At 38.2% G+C, this 24,376-nt stretch carries 30 protein-coding genes and 1 pseudogene; 23 read left to right on the forward strand and 8 right to left on the reverse strand.

Annotated features, from left to right (window positions below; genetic code table 11):
• The 4 genes from AC4J95_RS18725 to AC4J95_RS18740 all read left to right on the forward strand — a co-directional run.
• On the forward strand, positions 1–290 hold a 290-nt coding region (locus AC4J95_RS18725; RefSeq protein ID WP_494551149.1), incomplete at its 5' end, for a MetQ/NlpA family ABC transporter substrate-binding protein.
• Between the two features lie 21 nt (positions 291–311).
• Positions 312–818, forward strand: a complete 507-nt coding sequence (gene msrA, locus AC4J95_RS18730) for a peptide-methionine (S)-S-oxide reductase MsrA (RefSeq protein ID WP_494551173.1) — start codon at positions 312–314, stop codon at positions 816–818.
• A 108-nt stretch (positions 819–926) separates the two neighbouring features.
• Positions 927–1,331, forward strand: a complete 405-nt coding sequence (locus AC4J95_RS18735) for a polyketide cyclase (protein ID WP_494551150.1) — start codon at positions 927–929, stop codon at positions 1,329–1,331.
• A gap of 213 nt (positions 1,332–1,544) precedes the next feature.
• Positions 1,545–1,736: a hypothetical protein gene (locus tag AC4J95_RS18740; protein WP_494551151.1), complete on the forward strand. Its 192-nt coding sequence runs from the start codon at positions 1,545–1,547 to the stop codon at positions 1,734–1,736.
• A gap of 27 nt (positions 1,737–1,763) precedes the next feature.
• Here the strand turns inward: AC4J95_RS18740 and AC4J95_RS18745 are convergent, their stop codons facing one another.
• A complete protein-coding gene (locus AC4J95_RS18745; protein ID WP_494551152.1) occupies positions 1,764–2,435 on the reverse strand; it encodes a Crp/Fnr family transcriptional regulator in 672 nt (223 codons plus the stop codon).
• A gap of 443 nt (positions 2,436–2,878) precedes the next feature.
• Here AC4J95_RS18745 and nox point away from each other — a divergent pair, with 443 nt between their 5' ends.
• On the forward strand, positions 2,879–4,210 hold the full coding sequence (gene nox, locus AC4J95_RS18750; RefSeq protein ID WP_494551153.1) for a H2O-forming NADH oxidase: 1,332 nt from the start codon (positions 2,879–2,881) through the stop codon (positions 4,208–4,210).
• 78 nt (positions 4,211–4,288) lie between these two features.
• Here the strand turns inward: nox and AC4J95_RS18755 are convergent, their stop codons facing one another.
• Positions 4,289–4,828 (reverse strand): GNAT family N-acetyltransferase, encoded by a 540-nt coding sequence (locus tag AC4J95_RS18755; protein ID WP_494551154.1) that lies wholly within the window; start codon positions 4,826–4,828, stop codon positions 4,289–4,291.
• A 385-nt stretch (positions 4,829–5,213) separates the two neighbouring features.
• On the opposite strand from AC4J95_RS18755, the gene AC4J95_RS18760 reads away from it, so the two are divergent.
• Positions 5,214–5,702, forward strand: a complete 489-nt coding sequence (locus AC4J95_RS18760; RefSeq protein WP_316403463.1) for a TIR domain-containing protein — start codon at positions 5,214–5,216, stop codon at positions 5,700–5,702.
• 177 nt (positions 5,703–5,879) lie between these two features.
• Here the strand turns inward: AC4J95_RS18760 and AC4J95_RS18765 are convergent, their stop codons facing one another.
• Positions 5,880–6,260, reverse strand: coding sequence for a PH domain-containing protein (locus tag AC4J95_RS18765; protein WP_494551155.1), 381 nt, complete (start codon positions 6,258–6,260; stop codon positions 5,880–5,882).
• Positions 6,261–6,742: 482 nt separating this feature from the next.
• Here AC4J95_RS18765 and AC4J95_RS18770 point away from each other — a divergent pair, with 482 nt between their 5' ends.
• The 16 genes and pseudogenes from AC4J95_RS18770 to AC4J95_RS18845 all read left to right on the forward strand — a co-directional run bounded on the left by AC4J95_RS18770 (position 6,743) and on the right by AC4J95_RS18845 (position 20,300).
• Positions 6,743–7,774 (forward strand): sulfurtransferase, encoded by a 1,032-nt coding sequence (locus AC4J95_RS18770; protein WP_494551156.1) that lies wholly within the window; start codon positions 6,743–6,745, stop codon positions 7,772–7,774.
• 375 nt (positions 7,775–8,149) lie between these two features.
• A complete protein-coding gene (locus AC4J95_RS18775) occupies positions 8,150–8,509 on the forward strand; it encodes a 4Fe-4S dicluster domain-containing protein (protein WP_494551157.1) in 360 nt (119 codons plus the stop codon).
• Complete coding sequence (locus tag AC4J95_RS18780) at positions 8,506–9,261, forward strand: heterodisulfide reductase-related iron-sulfur binding cluster (RefSeq protein ID WP_494551158.1); 756 nt, start codon at positions 8,506–8,508, stop codon at positions 9,259–9,261. The genes AC4J95_RS18775 and AC4J95_RS18780 overlap by 4 nt, the downstream gene beginning before the upstream one ends.
• A 9-nt stretch (positions 9,262–9,270) precedes the next feature.
• A complete protein-coding gene (locus tag AC4J95_RS18785; RefSeq protein ID WP_494551159.1) occupies positions 9,271–10,509 on the forward strand; it encodes an ABC transporter substrate-binding protein in 1,239 nt (412 codons plus the stop codon).
• Entirely contained in the window at positions 10,502–11,356 is an 855-nt protein-coding gene (locus tag AC4J95_RS18790) for an ABC transporter permease (RefSeq protein WP_494551160.1), read from the forward strand. The genes AC4J95_RS18785 and AC4J95_RS18790 overlap by 8 nt, the downstream gene beginning before the upstream one ends.
• Positions 11,353–12,147, forward strand: a complete 795-nt coding sequence (locus AC4J95_RS18795; RefSeq protein WP_494551161.1) for an ABC transporter permease — start codon at positions 11,353–11,355, stop codon at positions 12,145–12,147. The genes AC4J95_RS18790 and AC4J95_RS18795 overlap by 4 nt, the downstream gene beginning before the upstream one ends.
• Positions 12,131–13,132 (forward strand): ABC transporter ATP-binding protein, encoded by a 1,002-nt coding sequence (locus tag AC4J95_RS18800; RefSeq protein ID WP_494551162.1) that lies wholly within the window; start codon positions 12,131–12,133, stop codon positions 13,130–13,132. Before AC4J95_RS18795 ends, AC4J95_RS18800 begins: the two co-directional genes overlap by 17 nt.
• On the forward strand, positions 13,129–13,812 hold the full coding sequence (locus AC4J95_RS18805) for a TIGR04283 family arsenosugar biosynthesis glycosyltransferase (RefSeq protein ID WP_494551163.1): 684 nt from the start codon (positions 13,129–13,131) through the stop codon (positions 13,810–13,812). Before AC4J95_RS18800 ends, AC4J95_RS18805 begins: the two co-directional genes overlap by 4 nt.
• A 13-nt stretch (positions 13,813–13,825) precedes the next feature.
• On the forward strand, positions 13,826–14,821 hold the full coding sequence (locus tag AC4J95_RS18810; protein ID WP_494551164.1) for a phosphotransferase: 996 nt from the start codon (positions 13,826–13,828) through the stop codon (positions 14,819–14,821).
• Positions 14,814–15,479 (forward strand): TIGR04282 family arsenosugar biosynthesis glycosyltransferase, encoded by a 666-nt coding sequence (locus AC4J95_RS18815; RefSeq protein ID WP_494551165.1) that lies wholly within the window; start codon positions 14,814–14,816, stop codon positions 15,477–15,479. Before AC4J95_RS18810 ends, AC4J95_RS18815 begins: the two co-directional genes overlap by 8 nt.
• The gene (locus tag AC4J95_RS18820) at positions 15,476–16,342 is read left to right on the forward strand and encodes a nucleoside hydrolase (RefSeq protein ID WP_494551166.1); all 867 of its coding nucleotides are present in this window, start codon (positions 15,476–15,478) and stop codon (positions 16,340–16,342) included. The genes AC4J95_RS18815 and AC4J95_RS18820 overlap by 4 nt, the downstream gene beginning before the upstream one ends.
• A 35-nt stretch (positions 16,343–16,377) precedes the next feature.
• Positions 16,378–17,052 carry a TVP38/TMEM64 family protein gene (locus AC4J95_RS18825; RefSeq protein WP_494551167.1) on the forward strand — a complete coding sequence of 225 codons (675 nt, stop codon included), beginning with the start codon at positions 16,378–16,380 and terminating at the stop codon, positions 17,050–17,052.
• 222 nt (positions 17,053–17,274) lie between these two features.
• On the forward strand, positions 17,275–18,402 hold the full coding sequence (locus AC4J95_RS18830; RefSeq protein WP_494551168.1) for a helix-turn-helix domain-containing protein: 1,128 nt from the start codon (positions 17,275–17,277) through the stop codon (positions 18,400–18,402).
• A complete protein-coding gene (locus AC4J95_RS18835) occupies positions 18,395–18,607 on the forward strand; it encodes a PLDc N-terminal domain-containing protein (RefSeq protein ID WP_316403479.1) in 213 nt (70 codons plus the stop codon). Before AC4J95_RS18830 ends, AC4J95_RS18835 begins: the two co-directional genes overlap by 8 nt.
• Positions 18,604–19,294, forward strand: a pseudogene (locus AC4J95_RS18840) (ABC transporter ATP-binding protein); the annotation flags it as partial. The gene AC4J95_RS18835 and the pseudogene AC4J95_RS18840, both read left to right, overlap by 4 nt.
• 241 nt (positions 19,295–19,535) lie before the next feature.
• Positions 19,536–20,300 (forward strand): ABC transporter permease, encoded by a 765-nt coding sequence (locus AC4J95_RS18845; protein WP_494551169.1) that lies wholly within the window; start codon positions 19,536–19,538, stop codon positions 20,298–20,300.
• Between the two features lie 202 nt (positions 20,301–20,502).
• Here the strand turns inward: AC4J95_RS18845 and AC4J95_RS18850 are convergent, their stop codons facing one another.
• A complete protein-coding gene (locus AC4J95_RS18850; RefSeq protein ID WP_494551170.1) occupies positions 20,503–20,820 on the reverse strand; it encodes a hypothetical protein in 318 nt (105 codons plus the stop codon).
• A gap of 101 nt (positions 20,821–20,921) precedes the next feature.
• Entirely contained in the window at positions 20,922–21,191 is a 270-nt protein-coding gene (locus tag AC4J95_RS18855; protein WP_316403483.1) for a hypothetical protein, read from the reverse strand.
• A gap of 334 nt (positions 21,192–21,525) precedes the next feature.
• Between AC4J95_RS18855 and AC4J95_RS18860 the strand changes: the two genes are divergently transcribed.
• On the forward strand, positions 21,526–22,806 hold the full coding sequence (locus tag AC4J95_RS18860; RefSeq protein WP_494551171.1) for a glucosaminidase domain-containing protein: 1,281 nt from the start codon (positions 21,526–21,528) through the stop codon (positions 22,804–22,806).
• Positions 22,807–22,855: 49 nt separating this feature from the next.
• Here the strand turns inward: AC4J95_RS18860 and AC4J95_RS18865 are convergent, their stop codons facing one another.
• The 3 genes from AC4J95_RS18865 to AC4J95_RS18875 form a co-directional block, all read right to left on the reverse strand.
• Complete coding sequence (locus AC4J95_RS18865; protein ID WP_316403485.1) at positions 22,856–23,074, reverse strand: hypothetical protein; 219 nt, start codon at positions 23,072–23,074, stop codon at positions 22,856–22,858.
• 86 nt (positions 23,075–23,160) lie between these two features.
• Positions 23,161–23,481, reverse strand: a complete 321-nt coding sequence (locus AC4J95_RS18870; protein ID WP_316403486.1) for an AzlD domain-containing protein — start codon at positions 23,479–23,481, stop codon at positions 23,161–23,163.
• Positions 23,474–24,184, reverse strand: a complete 711-nt coding sequence (locus AC4J95_RS18875) for an AzlC family ABC transporter permease (RefSeq protein ID WP_494551172.1) — start codon at positions 24,182–24,184, stop codon at positions 23,474–23,476. The genes AC4J95_RS18870 and AC4J95_RS18875 overlap by 8 nt, the downstream gene beginning before the upstream one ends.
• Positions 24,185–24,376 lie beyond the last annotated feature (192 nt).

Here is a 24,376-nt window from a genome sequence, read left to right on the forward strand (position 1 = left end):
TTTTCAACCACAGTGTTGATCCGACGCTTTTGACATCGGCATTTGAAAATAATGAAGGCGATCTAGTAGCGATCAATTCAAACTTCGCCTATGAAAAAGGATTGAATCCAGTGAAAGATTCACTGATGATCGAACAAAGTGACTCTCCTTATGTCAATATCGTAGCTACGAGAACCGATGATAAAGAAAATAAAGATATTAAAAAAATAGTTGAAGCATTGCATGAACCTAAAGTTCAAAAATGGATCGAAAAAAAATGGGGCGGCTCTGTCGTACCCGTTACTGATTAAGAAAGAGAATAGGTGATGAATATGGAACGAGCAATTTTTGCAGGTGGATGCTTTTGGTGTATGGTCAAACCATTTGACAGTCTTCCCGGCATTGAATCAGTTATTTCCGGCTATACCGGCGGAGAAAAGGAAAAACCAACGTATTTAGAAGTGAAGAGTGGAACGACTGGTCATACAGAAGCAGTCGAAATCATTTTTGATCCTGAGCTGATTAGTTATCAAGAATTAGTTGAAATTTATTGGCAACAGACAGACCCTACTGATGCATTTGGGCAGTTTGAAGATCGTGGAAGCAGCTATCGTCCTGTAATCTACTATTTTGACGAAGAACAAAGAGCGATTGCCGAGGAAAGTCGCGCAGCATTGCAAAACAGTGGCCGCTTTGATCAACCGATTGTGACACAAATCGAGAAGGCCTCTGAGTTCTATCCAGCTGAAGCGGAGCACCAAGACTATTATCAGCGCAATCCAGAAAACTATCAAAAAAACGCTGAACGAAGAAAGCAATTTATTAAGGAATTCTGGTGAAATAATTCTTCCCAGCTCGGTTCCTGAAAAGCTCGTAATATTTGTACGCTCGTGAAGAGGTTTTTACATCATGAACTTGTACAATGAAAGAAAAGGGGCTGAGCGGTTATGACAATCACAAAAATTGAAGCGGTGTTCAATGAAAAGGTAGAAACAATCTGGGATATTGTTACTTCTTTAAAGGATGTGACCTGGCGTAAGGATGTCAGTAAAATCGAAGTGCTGGAAGAGCAGAAAAAATTTGTCGAATACACCAATGAAGGTTACCCAACGAACTTTGTCATAACTACATTTGAACCATGGACACTGTATGCCTTTACGATGGATAATGACCATATGAGCGGGAGATGGACAGGTGAATTTTTCTCTGTGTCTGATGGGAAAACAAAAATCATTTTTACTGAAGACGTTACTCCCAAAAAGTTTTATATGAAGCCATTCGTAAAAGGATATTTGAAGAGGCAGCAGCAAAAATATATTGATGACTTAACAACTTATTTGACAAGCAAATAAAACATAAGCTACTTAGAGACCTAGAAAAGAAATAATTCTAGGTCTTATTTGCTGTCAGTTTTTTTGCAGATTTTATCATTTATTTAAATGGGCTTGTATTTGGTAAATATATTTTCAAAATGGGCTTGCTATATGAGTCTCTCATATATGTGACATATGTCCTAATGACTTTGTTCTAGATCGACTAGAATGAAGATGAAGGAGGTGTTTAGAATGATAATTTTACTGTTAATCATGCTTTTTGTTGCAGGGTTGATTACTATACGACAATGGAAAAAACACCAATCACGTTTAAATTATTGGGAGCAAATTAATGAACTTGAACAACAACGAAAAGAACAGATACTACGCCGAGCTCTTGAAAACCAACGAGTGAACCAAAACAAACAGCCATCCGCTTCTTAAGACTGAAGGAGTCGGGTGGCTTCTTTTTTATTGGTTCTTCTTGAAGTATTCTGCCTCAGAAGAGCGTTTGATCAGTTCTGGCATATCGAGGATTTGAAACTTCCTAGTTTCACGTTTCAAGATTTGATCGTCACATAGTTTATTTAACAAGCGCAATAAATGACGGTAACTGATCCCGATCGTCGCTGCTACATCAGTCAGATTATCAAAGAAATAATTTTTATAAGAACCCTGAATGATATACGTACAAAGCCGCTGTTCCCCAGAATAAAGTGCGTTTGAGGTGTAATTGTGAGAGCTGTTGATCAAATTTTCGGATAAGCTTTTAGCTAGTGCTACCATGAACGTCAGATTCTTGAATATTGAATCTTGATCATCTTGAAAAGGCACAACGATACATTCAAACGGTGAAAGAGTGATCACAGAAGCAGTTGCGTATTTTGTGTTGGACATCAATTCGACATCGCCGATCAATCCGCTTGAAAGGTAATATGCCAAAACCAAGTCTTTCCCACTAGGGGCACTAGTACAGACTTTTGCTTTACCAGAAACAACAATCATAATAAATTTGTATTCGACTCCTTGAGAAAAGATTGTCTCACCAGATTTGAATCGACGAACTTCACAGACGTTTTGATGATCGAGAATCCCGTATTTCTCAAGCAATTCAAGGTGGTGCTTTTCTAGTTTTTCTCTCATAGCTTCTCCCTTATTCTTCTTTTGCGGTGTTAAAGCAAATCTGTCATCACTATTTTACTATTGTTTTCCTTTTATTGCAGAGAATTGAAATAATTTATCGATTTGTATGCTCTAATTAAAGATTTAAAGCTACTTATATTTATTTGATTTACAGAAGGTGAATTAACTTCATTTCAGGGAATTTAACATTTTGCGTTAGTTCTTGCTCTCTTCATCTCAATTATCGACCATCAATTGAGTCTATTAACACGAATATTCAGTACGTAAAATTGGATATCTTTTATGGGATTGTTTTTTATTGGTAAATAAAGGCTTTCTTCTTTTTGTTTATACTTTTTTAACAGTTATTTTAAATGATTTAAATTTTTCTAAAACTCAATTGTGCAGTATGTTACAATAATTATTGTAATGAAAATGTTTTCAATAACTAGGAGGTATAATGAATGACAAAAACAGTAATCGTAGGTACGAACCATGCAGGGATCGCAGCAGCTAACACTCTTTTGGATAACTTCCCAGATCAGGAAGTTGTGATGATCGATCGGAATAACAATCTTAGCTATTTAGGCTGTGGAACTGCGCTGTGGGTAGGACGGCAGATCGATTCTTATGAAAATCTATTCTATACAAAACGTGAGGATTTTGAAAACAAAGGCGCAAGGATTTCGATGGAAACGACGGTTGATCGAATCGATTATGACAAAAAGGAAGTTCATTGTCTTTCAAAAAATGGCGAATCGTTTGTTGAAAGTTATGATAAGTTGATTTTAGCTACAGGTTCAGTGCCGATTTCTCCTAAGATTCCAGGCCGTGATTTACAAAATATTCACTTCTTGAAACGTTTCCAAGACGGAAAAGCAGTCGATGAGTTATTAAGTACAGACGGCATCGAAAACGTTGCGGTAATCGGTGCAGGATATATTGGAGTAGAAATTGCCGAAGCAGCAAAACGTCGCGGGAAAAATGTTCTTTTATTTGATGCGATGGAACGCTCCTTGCCAAGTTATTATGACAAATGGTTCACGGATGACATGGATGAAATCTTAAAAGAACATGATATCGAATTACATTTTGGTGAACTGGCGAAGGAGTATAAAGGGAATGAGAAAGTTGAATCAATCGTAACAGATAAAGGTGAATACAACGTTGATTTTGTTATCAATGCGATCGGTTTCTTGCCGAATAATGAACTAGGAAAAGATCATTTGGAATTGTTCAAAAACGGGGCTTACCTAGTCGATCTTCATCAGCAAACTAGCGATCCGGATGTTTATGCGGTAGGGGATTGTGCAACGATTTATTCTAACGCGTTGAATGATACGACTTATATTGCTTTGGCAACAAATGCGGTACGCTCAGGAATCGTGGCGGGATACAATGTCGGTGGTGTGGCATTAGAGTCAATTGGTGTCCAAGGGTCAAACGGAATCTCAATATTCGGATTGCATATGGTTTCGACCGGCCTATCCGTAGAGGCAGCAGCTAAGAATGGAATCGCTGTGAAATATACCGACTTTGAAGATCTGCAACGTCCAGGATTCATGAAGCAAAATGCCAAGGTGAAGATTCGGATCGTATATGAAGAAAGTTCTCGTCGGGTGGTTGGTGCTCAATTATCCTCAAAAGAAGATATATCTGGTGTGATTCACATGTTCTCACTCGCTATAGAAGAGCAAGTAACGATCGATAAACTTAAATTACTGGACATCTTCTTCTTACCGCATTTCAATCAGCCGTATAACTACATCACAATGGCTGCGTTAAGTGCAGAATAATAGTCTATTCATTGAGTTTGATAATATTGAAAAGGGATTGTCGCCTGAGCGCAACAATCCCTTTTCTTTTATGTTCAGTTATTCCGCGTCCTTTAATATATCAAGGACTTTCTGATAATTTTGATTTTGAAATATTTCGTAATTTAAACTTTTGTAAAGCTTGACCGCAGGATGACTCCAAGTTTGTGTATTTAAATATAGATCTTGATCAGGATAGTATTCATGGAGCAACTCAGTTACCCGAATCGCTAATGCTTTAGCCAAACCCTTACGCTGTTCTTCTGGAACCACTCCCAACCAGTGAAGCCGTGGGTAATTCTCTTCGGTCCACCAGGCAGTAAAAGTCCCCACTTTTTCTCCTTGCGGATTTTCGATGAAGAGCATTCGCCGCTTCAACTCTTCTTGATGAGGTGCGAAAGATCGTTGAAAATATTCAGCGGCATCCACCTCTGAATCAAATTCTAAAACAGCCGTCTCAATCCGACACCAGTCCTTTTCATCGCCTGGTTGATAAAAGACGATACGATAGCCTTCCGGTAATCGTATCTTTGGCAATGCAGGAGCATTTGATGGGCGAAACATTGTAAACGGAATGAACGGTACAGACTTATCCAACATAACAAGACCTCCAATATTTTCTCATTAAAATCGTATCATGTAGTCATACTAAAAGCTAGCTGGATTTTTATTAGCAATGCTTTTTCTAAGACCATTTTTGTTTGACTAGTCCATAACAATGAATGCACTTGATTGAGCTACTTACAAACCAAAAAGTTGTCTGAATTCTGGGTTGGTTGTATGATGTGCAAACTAGCAAAACGCTTGTTCTCCATAAAAACTACTATTATAAAGAAAATGGAGACATAGAGAATGATTGGTATTATATAATGATAGAAGAAATTGGATTTCAGATTCTCTAGGAATTGTCAAGACATTTCTTATTTTTTGACAAATAGCAATCTGTGGCAATTTCTTGTGATGAAAAAGTTAGGGAGGTAATTTTATGGCGAAAAGAGTTTTTTTCAGTTTTTACTATGAAAATGATTTATCGCGAGCGTTAGTCGTTAAGAACAACTGGGCTTTGAAGGAGAATGAAGAGTCCGGTTTCATTAACAAAGCAGAATTTGAGCGAATGAAGCGTGATGGAGATGAGACGATTGAGCGTTGGATTGATAAACAATTAGCGGGAACATCGGTGACTGTCGTATTAATTGGTAGTGAAACATTGGACTCCAAATACGTGCAATACGAAATCAAAAAAAGTCACGAACGCGGAAATGCGATTATTGCATTGAAAATCGGCAAAGTAAAGAACTTGAATCAGCAAACATCGATCAGTCAGTCAGTCGTAAAAATTGTTGGTAAAAAAAGCGATGGAGAATTGCTTTGGTTTGATGAAATCATTGATGGGGAATATGATTACATTAAAAACGACGGCTACAACAATCTTGAAAAATGGATCGAAAATGTTGATAAGGTGAAGGAGAAATAAAGAAACTCTACAACTTGTCTTGGATAATTTTTGAGGGGGAGCTCGCTGAAGACTTTTTAAAAAAGGAGACTATGAAAGCGAATGGAGAACTTAAAGGGGAAAACCAAAGCAACGCGCTTTAGAGAGAATAGAAGGACAAGACATTGAACAAAAAGTTCAGTTCTTGTCCTTTTTAATTTACTTAGACAGAGCTAGTGCAAGGGCTTTTTGGACAGCAACAATATTTTTATCTTTTCTAAACTGAATTGTTTCTGCGGGCAATTCAGCACTGGAGATCCAAAGTTTAAGTTCTGCATCCAAATCAAAGTGTCCGCTGGTTTCTACTGAAAACCGTGAAATAGAACGATACGGAATAGATTTATATTCAGCCTTTTTACCTGTAATACCCTGCTTATCAACTAAGATCAAACGAAAATCGGTGAAAACGATCAAATCTCGAACCAACTTAAAGGCTAAAGAAACAGCTTCTCCAGGAATCAAGACATCCTCCAATTTTTTCTCAACTGCTACGTTATCGTGTTGGTTGGCGTTTCCCATTAAACCATCAAAAATACTCATAAGTAAACTCTCCTCTTCAGTTAATTGAATAGTTTAATTTTAGCTGATATTTATCTAAATAACCACACAGTATTTAATCAGATGAATGAAAAATTCAAAATAATAATTATTCTTTCACAAAAAAAGGTTTTGTTCTTTTTTAACAGAAATTCACTTGCTAAACAAATGACGTTTCGTTATACTCGATAAGGAAAAGAACTCAGTTTTTAAAGACTGATATAGGAGGTGTTCTCATGTTTATTAACTATCAGCGGTGACTATGATCTCAATCGTTACTTAGAGTTTCTAAGCAAGCAGAACAACTTGATATCCTCCAAGAACCTTTTTTTGCGTTACCTTAAAAAGGGTTATTCAGTCTACATTTGATCATCGCTTAGGAGGAGGCATACTTTTTAGTATGTTTTTTTGTTGTGCTTTAAAAGATTGATCTGCCGTTGTTGAAAACGGTTCAAGTGAAAAAACAAACTTAAAGGAGCAAAATGATGAAAAAAGTATTAACGGTATTAAGTTGCTTGTTGCTAACCGCCTTGGTGGTATTCGTAAAAACAGAACAGGTTCAAGCAGCCAAAAAAACGAGTAAAGTTCAACGTCTTGTAAAAAGCAAGGACATCAAGGAAGATGATTTCTTCGTTGATGTGAAGTGGCTAAATAAGCAGATGAAAGACGACGATAAAACAGTTGTGATCGAAGCGTCTTATGGTGAAGGCAAAGATTACAAAAAAGCGCACATCCCTAGTGCATTGCACATCGATACAATGGAGATCGAAACGGAAGAGAGCAATTGGAATATTCTAGATGCTGAAACATGTAAAGAAGTTTTCTTGAAGCGCGGAGTCACAAAAACAACTCCAGTGGTTATTTACTCTAGCGATATCAATGCTGCTGCACGTGTTGCCTTTGTAGCTTACTGGTTGGGTGTCGATGATGTTAAGATTTTGGATGGCGGCTTGAAGGCATGGGAAAATGCTGGTTATAAAGTAGAGAAGGGAACTGAAGAGGCAACAGCTGCTAAAGATTTTGGTGCTGAGGTTCCTGGCCGACCTGAATATTTAATCTCAACATCTGCTGATCTTCTTGCATCTAAAGAAAAAAATTCAGATTTAGTTCTAGCTAGTATTCGTTCTTGGAAAGAGTTTACTGGTAAAACAAGCGGTTACGATTATATCGAAAATGCTGGTGAACCTGAAGGGGCAGTTTATGCGAAATCGAGCAAGACTAGTGCTGATGTGGCTCAGTTAATGAACAATGATGGTACGGTCAAAGAGCCGACTAAAATCTTCGCCGCATGGGAAAAATGGGGCATTACTCCTGATAAAGAGGTTGCTTTCTATTGCGGAACTGGTTGGCGTGCGGCCACAGCCTTTTTTATCACGAAGCAAGAAGGTTGGAAAGATGTTCGTCTCTTCGATGGTGGCTGGTTTGATTGGGATAAAGCCCATCAAAAAGATCCAAGCAAATACCCGGTTCAAGTTGGCGATCCAAGAGACAAAGATAAGGTGGAAATCTTGAACTAATGAAGATTTTCCACTATTTCATTCATCTGCTACAGGCAGGATTGGTTTATGCCATCTATTTAATGAACGATCTTTATAAAAATCATTTAGGCTTTATGCGAAACGTCTCCTTTTACTCCCATAAAGTTGAAGCTAGCACATTCGGCAGCATACTCTTTTTGCTGCCGCTTCTGCTAGCAGTTGTCGCCATTTTCTTAGCAAACAAAAAAAGAGGAATCGAAACTTTACTTCTGACTTTATCTAGTATCCTATTTCTAGTTTGGCAAACAATAGTTACACTGGAAATAATACCGATTTACTATCTAGTGAGCGGCATTCTATGTCTAGGATTTTTACTGCAATTTATAATCGTCCTAACAAAAAGGAGCTAATCTGATGGATTACTCAAAAGAAACAATTAAAATGGCACAATATATCGCAGAAACTTGTACAAGGTGTAAACGTTGTATGAAAGATTGCCTTTTTTTGCAACAGTATTGTGAGGATCCGCAAAGATTATTCCAGCGTTTTTTAGAGGAAGATCTCGATCCGATCATCCCGTATTCCTGTATGCTATGCGGTCATTGTACGGTTGTATGTCCATTAAAACTAAAATTGGATGACGCCTTTCTGTCAATGCGACAAGATTTGATCAAAGAAGGGCTACCATTAAGACAATTAAGAGGGGTTGAAATGCATCAAAAGCGTTCAACCAGTAAACTTTTTACCGCTGTGAATCGAGGCGAAGCAAAATGAAATATGGTTTTATGGCCGGCTGCTCATTAAGCTCCAGCAGTCCAAAACAAGTTGGAAAAATTGTCGAATACTTAAAAAGTTTTTATCCCGATTTGGTCATCATTCAAGGCTGCTGCGGGAAACCGACGCGTATGATCGGTCAAGAGCAGTTGTTCCAAGAGCGTTTCGGAAAACTGACGCAACAAGTACATCAGGCTGAGATTGAAGAATTGATTGTCGCTTGTCAAGGCTGCATCAAAACGATGACGATTCAGAATCAGTTTCCTACCTCATCCTTATGGGTGAAGATGGCAGAATTGGGACTGCCTAAAGAATCGATTGGTAAAGCAAAGGATAGTAACGTTGTTTTTTCTATTCAAGATTCTTGCCCCACCAAAGAAGTGACCGAGATCCACCAAGCTGTCAGGTACTTGTTGGAACAACTAGGTTATCAAGTTGCGAAAAATCGTTTGTCGGGAAAAAACACGTTATGCTGCGGAATGGGTGGTATGTGCGGCGTCTCGAATCCGACTTTAGCAAAGAACTTTGCAGAAAAACGAGTTCAAGATTTTAAGACTGATCATATTGTCACCTATTGTGCCAGTTGTACTTCAGCCATGATTCTTGGTGGCGGCGAAGCTTGGCATTTATTAGATTTGATATTTGGGGATGTCATACATAATGAAGATAAAAGTCCGACTCATCCATTAGCCAACCCAGTAAAGGCATGGAAGAATCGGTATCAATCAAAAAAAATAGTCACAAAAGCATAGGAGAGAATGATGAAAAAATGGTTAATCGGTTTGCTGACGGCGGGGATGATTTTTTCTTTAGCTGCCTGCAAAACTAACGAGAAAAAAGAAGCAGATACGACGGACTCTATCAGTAGTTTTTCTGATGCAGTCAAAAAAGGAAAAGGCGAAACGGTAACCTTTTATGGGTTTGGCGGTAGTGAAAAAGCCAACGCTTGGGTGGACGAAGTGGTTACCCCGGCGATGAAGGATAAATATGATATCACGGTGAAACGTGTACCGATGGATATTGATCAAATTTTGAATAAATTGACCACTGAAAAAGAAGCTGGTACAAAAGCTGGTGACATCGATGTTATTTGGATCAACGGTGAAAACTTTTATACAGCCAAACAAGCGAAGCTGCTTTACGGACCGATCACTAAAAAAGTCGAAAGCTTCGAAAAATTGATGGATGTCGATGGACATAATTCTAAGTATGACTTTGGTGTTAAAATTGATGGATATGAAGTTCCTTATGGCAGTGCACAATTAGTTTTCGCTGGCGACAAGGAGAAATTCAAAGAGGGCTTTCCTACAGATACAAAAGCTTTGCTGGAATATGCGAAAGCCAATCCGGGTAAAATCACCTATACTGCACCACCAGAATTCACAGGCAGTGCTTTTGTCCGCAATGTCATTTGTGATATCGTCGGGTATGATAAAGTAGAGAAAGCCAAAGCGAACAAAGAAGAGTTGTATAAGGTGATCAAACCGGGGCTAGATTATTTAAATGAGATCAAACCTTATCTTTGGCAAGAAGGCAAAACTTATCCAACGACTACTGCTGAGCTGGATCAGATGTTCGCAGCTGGGCAGATCGATATGAGCTACAGCTATTCGCAAATGCATGTGGCAGAAAAACGCAGTGATAACGAGTTTAAGACGACAACCGAATCCTTCTTGTTTGATAAAGGGACGATTGCTAACCAAAGTTATCTAGCGATCGCCAACACGTCGCAAGTCAAAGCATCGGCCTTACTTTTGATTAACGAAATGACTAACGAATCAGCGCAACTGAAAAAAGCAGAAGCTAAGTACGGCTACAGCATTCCGCCGTTTGATCCAAGCAAATTATCAGAAGAAACCAATCAAAAACTGACCGATCTTTATAAAAATCAAGGCGTCTTATCACTTGAAGAAATGCAGGAAAAACAAATTCCTGAGGTTCAAGCTGAAAAGATCCCAATGATTGAAGCGTTATGGAAAGAGCATGTCTTACATGAATAAAAAAAATTTATTGGCAGTACCTTTTCTCTTAATAAACGGCGTTGTGATTTTTGCAGCGCTGTTTAAGGGGCTGCAAATTAGTCTAGGGTACTATCCTTTGAGCGGTCTGCGAGAAATTACTTTAGCGAATTATAAACAGGTTTTGACCGACCCATTTTTTCAGAAGTCGCTAGGATACAGTTGCTATTTGGCACTGACTGCGACTTTTTTGTCATTGCTGCTGGGAGTGGCTCTGTCTTTTCTTCTATTAAAAGTAAAAAGTCCTTGGTTACATACAATTATCAGACTGCCGATTTCTTTGCCGCATATTATTGTCGCTTTAATGATTATGCAATTGGTCAGTCAGTCGGGAATTATCTCGCGATTCCTTTTCCAATTGGGCTTGATAAAAGAGATCGGTCAATTCCCTTTGCTGATCCATGACACAGGGGGCATTGGGATTATCTTAGTCTTTCTTTATAAAGAGATTCCTTATGTTGCAGTGACAACCTTAGCGATTTTACAGCAGCTGCAATTGGGATACATAGAAGTGGCTAAAAACTTAGGTGCCTCAAACTTACGAATCTTTTTTTCGGTAATTCTGCCGATGATTCAGAAAACGTTAACGACTTTATTTATCATTTTGTTTTGTTTTACTTTTGCTTCCTTTGAAGTCCCGTTCTTGCTAGGAAATCCCAGCAATCAAACAGTCGCACTAACTGCTTACGATTTATTTACTCAGGTTGATTTGACGACACGTCCCCAAGCCTTCGCCTTAAATCTAGTGATGTCAGGGATTTGTTTAATAGCTGCACTGCTTGCATTAGCGATCAGCCGGGTGCTGCCAGGAGGGAGAAAATCATCATGAAACTCTCGACAAAAAGAAATTACTTATTGTTGCTTCTTTCCGCAACGATCGTTTTAGTACCCTTGGTTCTATTGTTTTTATGGTCCTTTAGCGATAAATGGATGTCTCCTGCCCTTTGGCCGCAGGAAATAACTTTTAGGGTTTTCAAACAAATGCTAAGCGAGCCCAACTTCTTTCCAGCGATTCTAAATAGTTTCGTGATTGCTTTAACAGTAACGATCATCACTATCATGATTGCATTACCAGCGGCTAGATATTTTGCTTTTCAGACAAAACTTTCTCAGCGTTTTGTTGAAGTGGTCATTTATTTGCCGTTGATTTTACCTGCTATCGCAATTATTACATCTAGTCAGGTGCTGTTTTTGCAAATGCGCTTGACCGGCACTTTTTTTGGTATTATTCTGATTCATACTTATTTATGTTTACCTTATGCGATGCAGATTTTACTGGAAAGTTATCGTCAGTTAGGAGATGGCTATCATCTGACCGCACAAAGTTTAGGCGCAAAACCTTGGAGAATTTTCTGGCAGATCACCTGGCCATTGCTGAGACCTGGCTTGAGTACGGCTGCGACCCTGGTTTTTATCGTTTCCTTCAGCCAGTATCTGCCGACCTTTTTTATTGGTGGAGGGAGAATCGTCACACTGCCGCTTTTACTGCTGCCATATGCGAATAATGGCCGTTTTGGCTTAGCTTCAACTTACAGTCTAGTCTTTATAATCTGTACAATGATCGGTGTATTCATCTTGAGAAGAGTAATAGGAGGAAAACAGCGTGGGATTAAGCGTTAAAAATTTGCAGCTAAGATACGGGAAAAAAGAAATATTACGTGATTTGTCTTTCGATGTGAATGAAGGGGAGATTCTTGCACTCTTTGGCCCATCTGGGGTAGGAAAAACCAGTCTCCTAAAAATGATTGCAGGAATCCAACCGGTTGATAAAAACACGATTTGTTTCACTGAATCATTTTCTCAAGAAAGTACAGTATTGGTATTCCAAGATTTTTGGCTTTTTCCCCACATGAATGTGGTGGAAAACATCGCTTTTGGATTAAAGGCCCGCAAATTTTCAAGAGAAATTATTCAACAGAAAATCGATAAAATCCTAGAAGTCTTTGATTTAGAGGGCTTAGAAATGCAGTTTCCTGATCAATTGTCTGGCGGACAAAAACAACGAGTAGCGTTGGCCCGAGCGATTGTTTTAGAACCCAAGCTGTTATTATTAGATGAACCATTTGCCAATTTGGACAATCATTTAAAAAGCGCCATGCGGGATTATTTGCGACGCTTGCAAGAATCCTATCGTTTTAGCATTATTTTAGTGACACATGATCGTGACGAAGCTCTTCAACTGGCGGATCGTATGATCATTTTATTAGACAGTAAGATTCAGCAAATTGGGGAACCCAAAGAAATCTATTTCCATCCCAAAAACCGAAAAGTTGCTGAAACGATCGGGGAGGCTAACTTTATCTCTGGAACAGTCAACAACACTTTATTTCGAACAGAAAAATTCAAACTAGCTGTACAAAATCCCGACAATATAAGGGGAGAGGCTCTTCTCTATCTTCCATATGGTGCAGAAATAACGATCAGACAAGAAGGGGCAGGAGTCCCGGCCTTCATTACTAGCAGCGATTGGACCCCCAATGGACAGCGAGCACAAATCAAAGTTGGGGAGACAAGCTGTACTTTTACGAATTTATCTCAAAAAATTGCTATTGGTGAGCATGTCTTTTTAGAATTCAGCGAGTCCTTGCAAGTGATGAACCGATGATTTCGATTATTATCCCAACTTTAAATGAAGAAAAGAATCTTACGAAGCTACTCTCACAATTGAAGCAACTAAAGAATACGATTTATTTCGAGATTATTGTCGTGGATGGCGGCAGTCAAGATCAAACAGTTGCGGTCGCAAAAAATGATGCCGCAGTTTATCAATTACAAAAGGCCAATCGAGGTGCGCAATTAAAGCTTGGCGTCGAGAAGAGCAGCGGTGAGATTCTGTGGTTTTTACATAGTGACAGCAGATTAGAAAATGGTCAAAAGGATGTTTTGGAGCGAATTCAAACAGCTTTAAGAGATAGTCACTATAGTGCGGGCTTTTTAAAATTAACTTTTGATTCATCGGATTTCTTCTACCGTTATTTAGCAGGGACTTCCAATTTGCGAGCCCGTTATCTGGGCCTGATTTTTGGCGACCAAGGCTTATTTACCACTCGTGAAAACTATGAGAAAGTTGGAGGCTTTGAATCTACACCTTTGATGGAGGATTGGCAGTTAAGCCGAAAGTTGTGGAAGCTTGGAAAATTTTATCCATTGTCAGCGACGATTATCACTTCAATCCGACGATTTCGCAAAGGAAAGCTTCGAACACACTTAAAGATGCACAAAATAAAATTGTTTTATTTACTGGGAATTTCACCAGAAAAATTAGCGAAGCGTTATTATAAATAGAAAGGAGTCATTCATGTTAGAAAAGATTCAGCTCTATTTGAAAGAAAACCAACTCACCGAACAACTACACTTGCAAGAGCCCTTTACAGTTAAATTTTTAGCTCAAGGAGAATACAATCAAAATTTTCTGATTACTGATGAGGAAAGCAGCTACGTCTTTCGTTTAAACTATGGCAGTCAACTGCATTTGGAGAATCAGATTCGCTATGAATACCAAGCGTTAAAATGGCTTGAACGAACAGATCGAACACCTAAAGTTTATTACGTCGACGATAGTCATCGAAGCTTTCCGCAAGGATTATTAATCATGGAGTTTTTAAAAGGACAGCCTTTGGATTATCGAAGAGATTTGCCGGAAGCCGCCAAAATATTTGGTCAGATTCATCAGCAGCCAATTGATGAACTAGCGGATAAAACGTTCGTAAAAGAAAAGGCGACGATTTTATCTGCTCGCATCAAGGAGTGCCAGCAGTTATTGGAACCTGTACTAAAAAGTGACTACGTTCCATTGCATGCACAGCGTCAGTTAGCCAATGCCTTCGACGGGTGTCAAAAAAATGTTTCTCGACAGCAATTTTTCATTGATTTGGATCAGTGGTCAATCAACAATACAGAGGTTAATTCACATAATTTCATCATTGGAGAAAAAGGATTTTTGATTGACTGGGAAAAACCAGTCATTAGTCACCCGGTTCAAGATATTTCGCAATTTTTAGCTTCAACAACAACACTTTGGCGAGCGAACTTGATTTTGAATCGCTCAGAGAAACAAGAGTTTATTTCCAGATATCTTTCTGAGACTAATTCTGACACCGCCTCTTTTGAAGAAGCACTTAGAATCTATCACCCATATTTGATGCTGCGGGCGTTAAGTTGGTCGGCAATGGCCTATGACAGTTATCAAAAAGACACTAAAGAATTGAAGAACCAAGAAATTTTCGACAAAGTGGCTAGTTATTTAGATGAGGATTTTTTACGTCAAGCATTGAAGGAGCAGGTCTTTGAATAAAAAAGCGTATATTTTATTTACCCGTGTTCCTGTGCCCAATAAGGTTAAAACGCGTTTGCAGAGTTTACTGACTGGCGAAGAAGCCTGTCAGGTTCAACAGCAAATTTTACAAGATAGTTTTGTAAAGTTTCAGCCGTTAAGTGAAGACGGGGTGGATCTCTATCTTGCTTACTCTGATGAAGGCGATCCAACAGAATTGCTTACAGCATTACCAAAGAGCTTTCACTCATTTCAACAGCATGGAAAGACGATCGGTGAGCGTATGAATCACGCGATGAAGTATGTTTTAAAAATGGGCTACGAGCAGATTATTTTGACTGGGAGTGATATCCCAAATTTAAATACCAGCACTATTCAAGCAGCATTTAATCAGATGCGTGATGTTGTTTTAGGACCGTCACCAGATGGCGGCTATTACCTAGTAGGCTGTACTCAATCAATTGATTTGACACCGATATTTGAAACGAACATCGGATGGGGAAAAAGTGAAGTTCTAAAAGAAACACTGCGATTATTGACGGATTTTGATGTGACCTTATTAGCATCGTTGCAGGATATTGATTATCCCTCTGATTTAAAAGGAATTCGTAACGACTTAAAAGAAGAAAATTTGTATTTTAAACACTGGCTAGAGGAGAATCGAGGGATCTTAGAATGAAGAAAGTCATTTTTGATTGTGATAATACTTTTGGGATGTTCGGCCGCGATGTTGATGATGGACTGACTTTATTTTATTTATTGGGCTCACCAGCGATTGATTTACTTGGAGTTACCTTGACTTATGGAAATGGTAGTTTAGAAGAAGTTATAAAAATGACTGAAGAAGTTCAGCAACGTTTACGATTGCCTTTCATTTATTTCTCAAGCAATCAAGCACAGTTTTTGGTTGAGCAAGTCAATTGCTATCCCAATGAAGTGACGATTATAGCTACAGGGGCATTATCGAATTTATTTGAAGCACAAAAAATTGACCCTAATTTTTTTGAGAAGGTTCAAGAAATTGTTTTGATGGGTGGCACGCTCGAACCTCTGCAGGTAAATCAACGACCAGTCGCTGAACTGAATTTTTCATGCGATGCGGAAGCTGCTAAAGCAGTTCTATTAAGTCAAACAAAGCTCACAATAATGAATGGTCATATGACTTCTGAAGCTTTTTTTTCAAGAATTGAGCTGGACAAATTTCTGGAGTTGGCAGCAGATACTATCAGTCAAGAAGCGCTCATCTGGATTAGTAACACGTTAGATGAATGGATTGGTTGGAACAAAAAAATCTTTAATTTCAATGGTTTCTGTAATTGGGATATGACGACCGCCGTCTATTTAGAACATCCGGATCTGTTCAGTAACGAACATTATTGTTTATCTGTTGAGCAATTAAAACTCTCTCAAGGTAGAATGACGATTACTGATGAGTCACCTTATATAGTGAAAATGCCTAAGAAGCTTTTAGCCGTTACCGAGTTTAATAAGCTCGTGATTGATCGGATGATTCAGGGGCTTAAAAAAACTGAAGGCTATTAGCCTTCAAGAGCCCGGCTAACTGGAAAGGAGAACAGGTGAAAAAGCTCGTATTCTTTATTTTGTTAGTATTATTTGGAATCTTTCTGGCACATCAATTTGGTTTAGTTGATTTCTTGACAGATATTGCTGGGTTAAGGGCTTATTTAGAAAATCTTGGCTGTTGGGGATATCTGATTTTTATTGTCCTTTCGATCGTCGTATCGGTATTCCTGTTGCCAGGACAATTCCTAGCGATTGTCGGAGGTCTTGCATATGGTGGGTTTATTGGTGGACTGTTGACGATCGTCGGTGCTTCGCTCGGCTCCAGTATTTCCTTTATTATCGGAAAATATGTGGCACGGGATTATATTATAGAACGATTCGGCAGTGACCCAACCTTTCAAAAAATAGAAAAGGGTGTTAAAGAAAACGGCGTGTTTTTTTTGATTTTTACTCGACTAGTGCCGATATTTCCTTTTGCCATCCAAAGTTATGCTTATGCAATGACACCCATGAGTACCAAAAGTTTTAGCTTGATTTCATTCTTAACGATGATGCCAGCAAGTTTCCTATATGCCTTTATGGCTTCAGAGATTACCGCCAAAGGTGTCTCAGTATTCTTATTGTTGGAATTAACAGGCGCAGGAATTCTCTTAGCGCTGTTAGCCTACTTGCCGAAAAAAATCAGCAAGAAAATTAGCCGCTTAAATTCAGAATACAAAGAAGATTAATAGTGTAAAAGATCAGAGAAACTCTTTCTGATCTTTTTTTACGTTCCAGCAAAACAAAGGGAATCTTATATTGAACGAAGATAAGATAATTTCATTTTTTGTATTCTTCGGTATTACGACTGCTGTTTCTCAAGAGTTGATTTTAAACCGTGTAAGTTAACTAAGACTCCATTGTTTTCTTTTGAATGTCATTCTAAAATAAAGATGAAAGGGGAGATGAAGATGGAAATGAATATTGGGCCGATTATTATGGAAAAACGTAAAGAGAAGCAAGTGACCCAGCAAGAACTAGCGAATTTTGTCGGTGTATCTAAAGCTTCAGTATCGAAATGGGAGACAGGACAAACCTATCCTGACATAACGTTGCTCCCGCTCTTAGCCGCTTATTTCGATATCACTATCGATTCGCTGCTAACCTACGAACCGCAATTAGATAATCATGAGATACAGCGAATCTACGCAATGTTGAAGGAATCCTTGATAACAAAATCGCCGGAGGATGTTTTAGCGACTGTTCGCAGTTTTGTCCGTCGCTATTATTCCTGTTATCCCTTTGTACTAAGAATGGGGATGTTTTTAATGAACCATGTTGATCTACTACCAGGCGAAGATAGCATCCAGACATATACAAAGGAAGCGCAGGAATTATTTGTCCATGTTCGAACACAAGCAAAAGACCCTGAAATGATCATTCAAGCTTTGAAGTACGAAGCATATACTGCTCTAACTTTGAATGAGTTTGATCAAGTTTTAGAAATTTTGGGTGACCAAGTCCCTATGCTGTTTCCAATTGAGAGTTTAATAGCTGCAGCACAACAGCAAAAGGGCGATCAGCAACAAGCGATCGTTACTCTTCAAAGTGCCATCTATCAATACTTAACAGTTTTTTTGAGCTTCTTAACGAATTACTTACAGCTACTACTTAATGATTCTGCTAAGTTTTCCGAAACAGTATCACGAGGTCTTCAGTTTGCGTCTATCTTTAATTTAAATGAAATGCATCCCGTAGCTTTGATGAACTTTCAATTATCTGCAATTTTTGGCTATGCACAAATGGGTGATGAAGCTGCTGCCTTACAAAATTTAAATAGGTTTCTTAATGTGTTACAACAAACAAAATTTCCAGTCGATCTTCATGGAGACAACTATTTTGATCAAGTCGATGATTGGTTGAAAGAATCAGAAATTGGAAATCAATTGCCTAGAGACTCAATGAAGGTTAAGGAAAGTTTGATTACTATCGTAATAGATAACCCTGTATTCGCAAATTTTAAGGACCAAGTACAATTACAGAGAATTTTTAGTGAACTGCGAAATATCAAAGGACAGGATGTGACTGATAATGAATAATTTCGAATTTTTGAAAGAGAATCTGCCCATTTTTCTGCCATTAGTCATTTTAGAATTGATCTTAATGATCACCGCCGTCAGGCATGTATTGAAACATCAAAATTATCGTTTTGGCAGCAAGGCCATCTGGTTGCTGATTGTGATTTTGCTTCAAATCATTGGGCCAGTCATGTACTTCGTCTTTGGAAGAGGTGATGACCAGTGAGCATTTTGGAATTGAGGCAAGTGACTAAAAAGTTCGGTTCGAAAAGTGTGTTAAATCAGCTAAATCTGACTGTCCCAACAGGATCAATTTTCGGTTTTGTTGGCGAGAACGGTGCAGGAAAGACGACTACCATGAAGATGATTTTGGGATTAGAGGAAATAAATGGTGGAGAGATATTCGTTAAGGGAATACCCGTGGTTTTTGGCGATAATCAAACCAATCATCTGACAGGATATTTACCGGATGTGCCGGAATTTTATGATTATATGACTGCTCAAGAATATCTGAAATTCTGTGGAGAAATCACCGGTCTATCGAAAGAGCAATTAAGGCAAAAGATTCCTGAAATTTTATCACTGGTGGGATTAAAAACGGATAATCGGAAGATCAAAGGGTATTCGAGAGGAATGAAGCAGCGGTTGGGTATTGCACAAGCTTTGTTGAATGATCCAGAATTATTGATATGCGATGAACCAACCTCAGCGTTGGATCCCAGTGGACGCAATGAATTTTTGGAAATGTTGGAGCAATTAAAGGGACGGACGACGATTTTGTTTTCTACTCATATCTTGAGTGACGTGGAACGGATCTGTGATTACGTCGGTATTTTAGATAAAGGTGAATTGGCTGTTAGTGGAGCATTAAGTGAATTGAAGCGTCAGTATGCCAAAAATCAAATTGAAATCAAATTTTCAAAGTATGATGAGCTCACTGAATTTGCTGGCAAATTGGATGAGATGAAACGAAACGCTATACTGAAGGAAGTTTCTTTCAGTATGGAAAAAAAGCTTTTTCAACTTGAGCATGCTCAACCTTACGAAAAACTTGCACCACAGATTTTTCAATTATTTGAAACGTGTCAGGTGTTTCCAATAGCGATCAAAAAAATTGATCCATCATTAGAAAAGATTTTCTTGGAGGTGGTTCAATGAAAAATTTGTATTATTTTACTAAGAAAGAATTATTTGAATGCTGGCGCACTTCGCGTTTACTGATTATGGTGATTATCTTTTTGATTCTTGGCTTTATGAATCCCTTACTAGCAAAGTTGACGCCGGAAATCGTGAAAATGACAATCGGAGAGATTCTGGCGAATACCATTCCTGAACCAACATCCATTGACTCGTGGACACAATTCTATAAAAATCTTACACAGATCGGATTGATTGTTATAGGCTTGATGTTTAGTGGAGCCGTCAGCAATGAGACCGGCAGGGGGACATTGATTAATCTTGTGACCAAGGGGCTGAGACGATGGGTGATCATCGTGGGAAAAATGATTAGTTTGTTGCTCCAATGGACGATTTGTTTGGTGTTAGCATTTTTAATCACCTGGGGCTATACCGCGTATTACTTTCCTGATGATAAGAGCCCTCATATTTTCTTAGCCGTTCTTCCCTTATGGATATTTGGTCTGCTATTGCTCAGTTTTATTCTTCTTGCTTCAACAATCGCTCGTAACAATTACGAAGGACTATTGATAACGGGCGGAGGGATTGTGTTGCTAGTAATCCTCAACTTGTTCGATAAAATGAAGTACTATAATCCGATCTCACTAGTTACCCAAAATCTATATTTATTGCAAAAATCCGCAGCCTTTCGAGACTACATTCCAGCGATAATGATCAGCATCATTCTTGCTATGGCAATCATTATTTCAAGTGTTCTGATTTTTAATAGGAAGAAACTGTAGTGCATTCTTTTACACGTAGAGGCATAATTATTGAAGAAATTGAAATGAATGACTATCTATTCAAGTAGAATTTCTGACAAACGAAAAATTACTTGTTGTGCTTGAGAACCAGATCTTTTCTGGTTCTTTTTTTTACTCAAAATTCTCTTTGGAAGTTTTTGACAAAAAGAAAAAAACATCAACACAATGTCGATGTTCATAATTAAATAAATAGATAAATAACGGAATAGATATAGTAGGCTAAGAGTAGTAAAGCAACGATGCAAGAAAGCTTAGCAAAAAAACCTCCGCGCGCTGGCTTAATAGACTGGCGAGATTGCTTACGTGTCATCTCTGCTACCTCAATATCAGTTGTTTGCTGTTTTGATGAACGTAAAAGTACGACTGCCAGTAAGTCGATAAAAAGTAATCCTTGTAAAATAATGCTAACGATGAATACAATTTGATCTCCCTTGATTAGCCTGAATAGGAATAAGACGATCATCAGAAGATCAAAAAGTAGTGTCAGTAAAAGCGCCATAATAAAGCTCCTTCGAATAGGTTAGAATAAACAAAGTTTATTATAGCATACAACTAATAAAAAAAATTACGAAATATTTGTGAAAGATTCCGGTAGGAGCATTACCTCTTGTGTCTCCATAGCGAGTAGATCATCCAATAAAGCATAAATGTAACCAGGGAAATCAACATTAAGAGTGCGAGTGTCCATGCTCCTTCAACCGGCTGATCATGATGATAATTCATTAGTAGGTAGATGCATAAAAAAGTCGGAATCAAGGATAAATACAAATGAATCAGCACACGATCTCTTTTGAAAAGATAAAAATAAATGATTGTCATCAAGCCAAAAATCAGATAAATAATCCAAGAAACTGCATCGCCAATATCCATAAATTCCCTCCTTTGTACGCTATTATAACAGAGTAACGGCTTTAATAAATAACGGGAAAATGAGAATTGATTGGTTTTGTTAATGAGAAAATGCCATTTTATGTCTCATTTTCAATTGTATAATAATAAATACGCTTTAACCTCTGAAAAATCTTTCTTTAATTTAAAAAATTCAGAAAGAATTGAGAAACAGTTGTTATATAAGGGTTTCCATAATTCAAAGTTAAAAGAAATAATTTTACTTTGTGATTAATTTTTGTTACTTTATAAAGAGAGAGGTAAGGAAGAAGCATTAATTGTAACTACATATTAATGCTTGATAGAGGGGGATGACATGGATTATAAAAAACTACTATGTAGTGTGATGTTGTTAGGAAGCTTAGGGACTTCAACAGTGGTGGCCTATGGGGATGAAACAACTGATTCTACTAGTACACAGGAGAGCTCAGCAGTAGTAGAATCATCTAGCTCTTCAATTGCTTCAACTGGAACACAGGAAACATCAACACAAAAGACGTCAGAATTAGAAATTAATGAAAACGTAGCAACTGATTCTAGCGAACAGACAGAAAGCAACAGTGAGATAGAGGCTATAGATGAAGAAGAATTCGATGCACAAGGAAATTTGCAGTTTCATCATCCGATTCGATTTGAAGATTTTACATTGGAACCACCTGCCTTTAGAGCAGCTCGTTCAACTATGAGCACACAGCAGGTATTTATCAATCAAATTGCTCCATCAGCAAAATCATTGGCAAGTGCAAACGACTTGTATGCCTCCGTTATGATTGCGCAAGCAATTGTCGAGAGTGGATGGGGAGGGAGTGCACTTTCAAAAGCACCTAATTACAATCTTTTTGGCATTAAGGGAGATTATAAAGGACAATCTGTAACAATGAAAACACAAGAGTGGAGCGAAAAAGAAGGCTGGCACTATGTGAATGCCAAGTTTAGAAAATACCCTTCTTACAAAGAATCTTTAGGAGACAATGTAACAGTTCTGAAGAAAACCTCTTTTTCAACAGGAATTTATTTCTATTCAGGTGCGTGGAAGAGTAATACAAAATCTTATAAGGATGCTACAAAATGGCTGACAGGTAGATACGCTACAGCACCCAATTATGGATCAACTCTGAATAACGTCATTGAGACCTATAAACTAACGCAATACGATACCGGAAGTAACAGCAGCGGCGGATCTAATCCAGCACCAGTTCAAACGAACGCGATGTATCGTCTGTATAACCCGAATAGCGGAGAACATTTTTATACGGCAAATGCTGCTGAACGTGACAAGGTTAGAAAAGCGGGCTGGCGTTACGAAGGTATCGGCTGGCAAGCACCTAGAAGCGGCACACCTGTTTATCGCCTTTATAATACGAATGCAGGGGATCACCATTATACGACATTTGCTTACGAGAAGAATGATTTAGTTAAAAAAGGTTGGCGTTATGAAGGAATAAGCTGGTATTCTGGAGGTAGCAAGCCACTTTATCGACTCTATAATCCAAATGCTAAAGCAGGTTCTCACCACTATACATTGCTTCAAAGCGAGCGGAACAACTTAATCAAACAAGGTTGGCGCAATGAAGGTATTGGTTGGTACGGACAGTAATGATGACTAAAAAAAGGTTCTCGATGAAATAAATCATCGAGAACCTTTTTTAGTCAGCGTCAGAGATTTCTGAAATGACAAAAAAGTTGTGAAGACTATCTTTTGAGTACTCATACTTTTTCGCAATCTCACACAGAATCTGATTGTTAGATTCAACAATTGGCTCGTTCCCATCATACAAAGTTTCCGTTGGAAGATGGATTTCGAAAGATTTTTTGTCCTCTAACACCAAAGGCTTTTGAAAGAAATATCCAGCGATCTTTTTCATGAGAATTTCTCCTTTTTCTATTATTTGTTATATATTACCTCAGCGAAGCTGTTAAAACCAGAAATAAGCTCTATAACAAGTGTAATTTATAGTAAGCGTAAGAGCGCGATTCCCAATACACCTGTAAGAACTATTTTCATCAAATCATTCGTACGAATACCCACAATCAATGCTGGTATACAGGCTAAAACCTCTGGAATGCGTACAGTAGGAAAATGACCTGTTCGAAAATTTAGTAAGCTTTGCAGCAGCAATGCTGTCAAAATCGTCATTGGCAAGTAACTCAAGAATTTTTCGATCACAGGTGGCAACGTGAATGCCTTAGTAAGTACAAAAGGTAAGACCCGTGGAATCCAAGTAACTAAAGCACAACCAAAAAGTGTCAATAAATAGTAGTAATTATTCATCTTTGATCAGCACCCCCACAAAACAACCTGAAAGTGTTGCCAATATTACGGCAAATTCAGCAGAGACAAAACGCATCAAAAGGAAAAGCGCAACAGACGTCACAGCTAAAATCGTAATCGTTTTATTTCTTTGTCTTTTTAGCGGCAATTGAACCTGAAAAAGGAACAGGCCAAGAAACATCGCAGTCAAGGCAAAATCAAAACCAAAAATTGTGGGGTCAGGAATGAAATTTCCCAGCAGCGCACCAATAACGGTTGAAAGAATCCAAACGAGATAGGCAGTGATATTTAATCCGTGCATCCAATTGCTTGTAACCCTTTTTTCTTGCGCTAAAGTGCTCATCAATACTCCATAAGATTCGTCTGTAAGTAGTGTTCCGATGGCAATACCGTTTAACAACGAATCTTCTTTAAAGTAGTGAGCAACAGAAAGACTCATGAGTAAATGGCGCAGGTTAACTAGAAAGACTGTAAAAACAATGGACAAAGCCGGTGCGCCCAACAAAAGCAAACTGCATAGGATGAATTGTGCACTTCCAGCATAGACCAACGTTGACATCAAAAAAACTTGCCAGATAGCAAGATGGGCAGACTTGCCCACGATACCCATCGCAATACCGATACCCAGATATCCCATGATTGTAGGTAGACAGGCCTTGACTCCATCAGAAAAGCTGGAGGTTTGCGTAATGCGATTATCCATATGGTTTCACCTCTCATTTTTTTTTAATCATATTAGACTAAAACAAATAAAAAAACAAGAGTAACTAAAAATATAAATGAGCTACTGATCCAATAACAAGAATGTATCAGTTAGCAAGAGAAGTTACTACCTATTTATTTTACCATAAAAAAAATAGCGAAAAGTTTAAAAAATTAAATAATATTAGTTAAA

Source organism: Enterococcus sp. GPZ-007 (genome assembly GCF_059374735.1).

Excerpts from the sequence above, each read along its gene's own strand:
- msrA (WP_494551173.1), top strand. The coding sequence starts at position 312 with ATGGAACGAGCAATTTTTGCAGGTGGATGCTTTTGGTGTATGGTCAAA.
- AC4J95_RS18735 (WP_494551150.1), top strand. The coding sequence starts at position 927 with ATGACAATCACAAAAATTGAAGCGGTGTTCAATGAAAAGGTAGAAACA.
- AC4J95_RS18740 (WP_494551151.1), top strand. The coding sequence starts at position 1,545 with ATGATAATTTTACTGTTAATCATGCTTTTTGTTGCAGGGTTGATTACT.
- AC4J95_RS18745 (WP_494551152.1), bottom strand. The coding sequence starts at position 2,435 with ATGAGAGAAAAACTAGAAAAGCACCACCTTGAATTGCTTGAGAAATAC.
- nox (WP_494551153.1), top strand. The coding sequence starts at position 2,879 with ATGACAAAAACAGTAATCGTAGGTACGAACCATGCAGGGATCGCAGCA.
- AC4J95_RS18755 (WP_494551154.1), bottom strand. The coding sequence starts at position 4,828 with ATGTTGGATAAGTCTGTACCGTTCATTCCGTTTACAATGTTTCGCCCA.
- AC4J95_RS18760 (WP_316403463.1), top strand. The coding sequence starts at position 5,214 with ATGGCGAAAAGAGTTTTTTTCAGTTTTTACTATGAAAATGATTTATCG.
- AC4J95_RS18765 (WP_494551155.1), bottom strand. The coding sequence starts at position 6,260 with ATGAGTATTTTTGATGGTTTAATGGGAAACGCCAACCAACACGATAAC.
- AC4J95_RS18770 (WP_494551156.1), top strand. The coding sequence starts at position 6,743 with ATGAAAAAAGTATTAACGGTATTAAGTTGCTTGTTGCTAACCGCCTTG.
- AC4J95_RS18775 (WP_494551157.1), top strand. The coding sequence starts at position 8,150 with ATGGATTACTCAAAAGAAACAATTAAAATGGCACAATATATCGCAGAA.
- AC4J95_RS18780 (WP_494551158.1), top strand. The coding sequence starts at position 8,506 with ATGAAATATGGTTTTATGGCCGGCTGCTCATTAAGCTCCAGCAGTCCA.
- AC4J95_RS18785 (WP_494551159.1), top strand. The coding sequence starts at position 9,271 with ATGAAAAAATGGTTAATCGGTTTGCTGACGGCGGGGATGATTTTTTCT.
- AC4J95_RS18790 (WP_494551160.1), top strand. The coding sequence starts at position 10,502 with ATGAATAAAAAAAATTTATTGGCAGTACCTTTTCTCTTAATAAACGGC.
- AC4J95_RS18795 (WP_494551161.1), top strand. The coding sequence starts at position 11,353 with ATGAAACTCTCGACAAAAAGAAATTACTTATTGTTGCTTCTTTCCGCA.
- AC4J95_RS18805 (WP_494551163.1), top strand. The coding sequence starts at position 13,129 with ATGATTTCGATTATTATCCCAACTTTAAATGAAGAAAAGAATCTTACG.
- AC4J95_RS18810 (WP_494551164.1), top strand. The coding sequence starts at position 13,826 with ATGTTAGAAAAGATTCAGCTCTATTTGAAAGAAAACCAACTCACCGAA.
- AC4J95_RS18820 (WP_494551166.1), top strand. The coding sequence starts at position 15,476 with ATGAAGAAAGTCATTTTTGATTGTGATAATACTTTTGGGATGTTCGGC.
- AC4J95_RS18830 (WP_494551168.1), top strand. The coding sequence starts at position 17,275 with ATGGAAATGAATATTGGGCCGATTATTATGGAAAAACGTAAAGAGAAG.
- AC4J95_RS18835 (WP_316403479.1), top strand. The coding sequence starts at position 18,395 with ATGAATAATTTCGAATTTTTGAAAGAGAATCTGCCCATTTTTCTGCCA.
- AC4J95_RS18845 (WP_494551169.1), top strand. The coding sequence starts at position 19,536 with ATGAAAAATTTGTATTATTTTACTAAGAAAGAATTATTTGAATGCTGG.
- AC4J95_RS18850 (WP_494551170.1), bottom strand. The coding sequence starts at position 20,820 with ATGGCGCTTTTACTGACACTACTTTTTGATCTTCTGATGATCGTCTTA.
- AC4J95_RS18855 (WP_316403483.1), bottom strand. The coding sequence starts at position 21,191 with ATGGATATTGGCGATGCAGTTTCTTGGATTATTTATCTGATTTTTGGC.
- AC4J95_RS18860 (WP_494551171.1), top strand. The coding sequence starts at position 21,526 with ATGGATTATAAAAAACTACTATGTAGTGTGATGTTGTTAGGAAGCTTA.
- AC4J95_RS18865 (WP_316403485.1), bottom strand. The coding sequence starts at position 23,074 with ATGAAAAAGATCGCTGGATATTTCTTTCAAAAGCCTTTGGTGTTAGAG.
- AC4J95_RS18870 (WP_316403486.1), bottom strand. The coding sequence starts at position 23,481 with ATGAATAATTACTACTATTTATTGACACTTTTTGGTTGTGCTTTAGTT.
- AC4J95_RS18875 (WP_494551172.1), bottom strand. The coding sequence starts at position 24,184 with ATGGATAATCGCATTACGCAAACCTCCAGCTTTTCTGATGGAGTCAAG.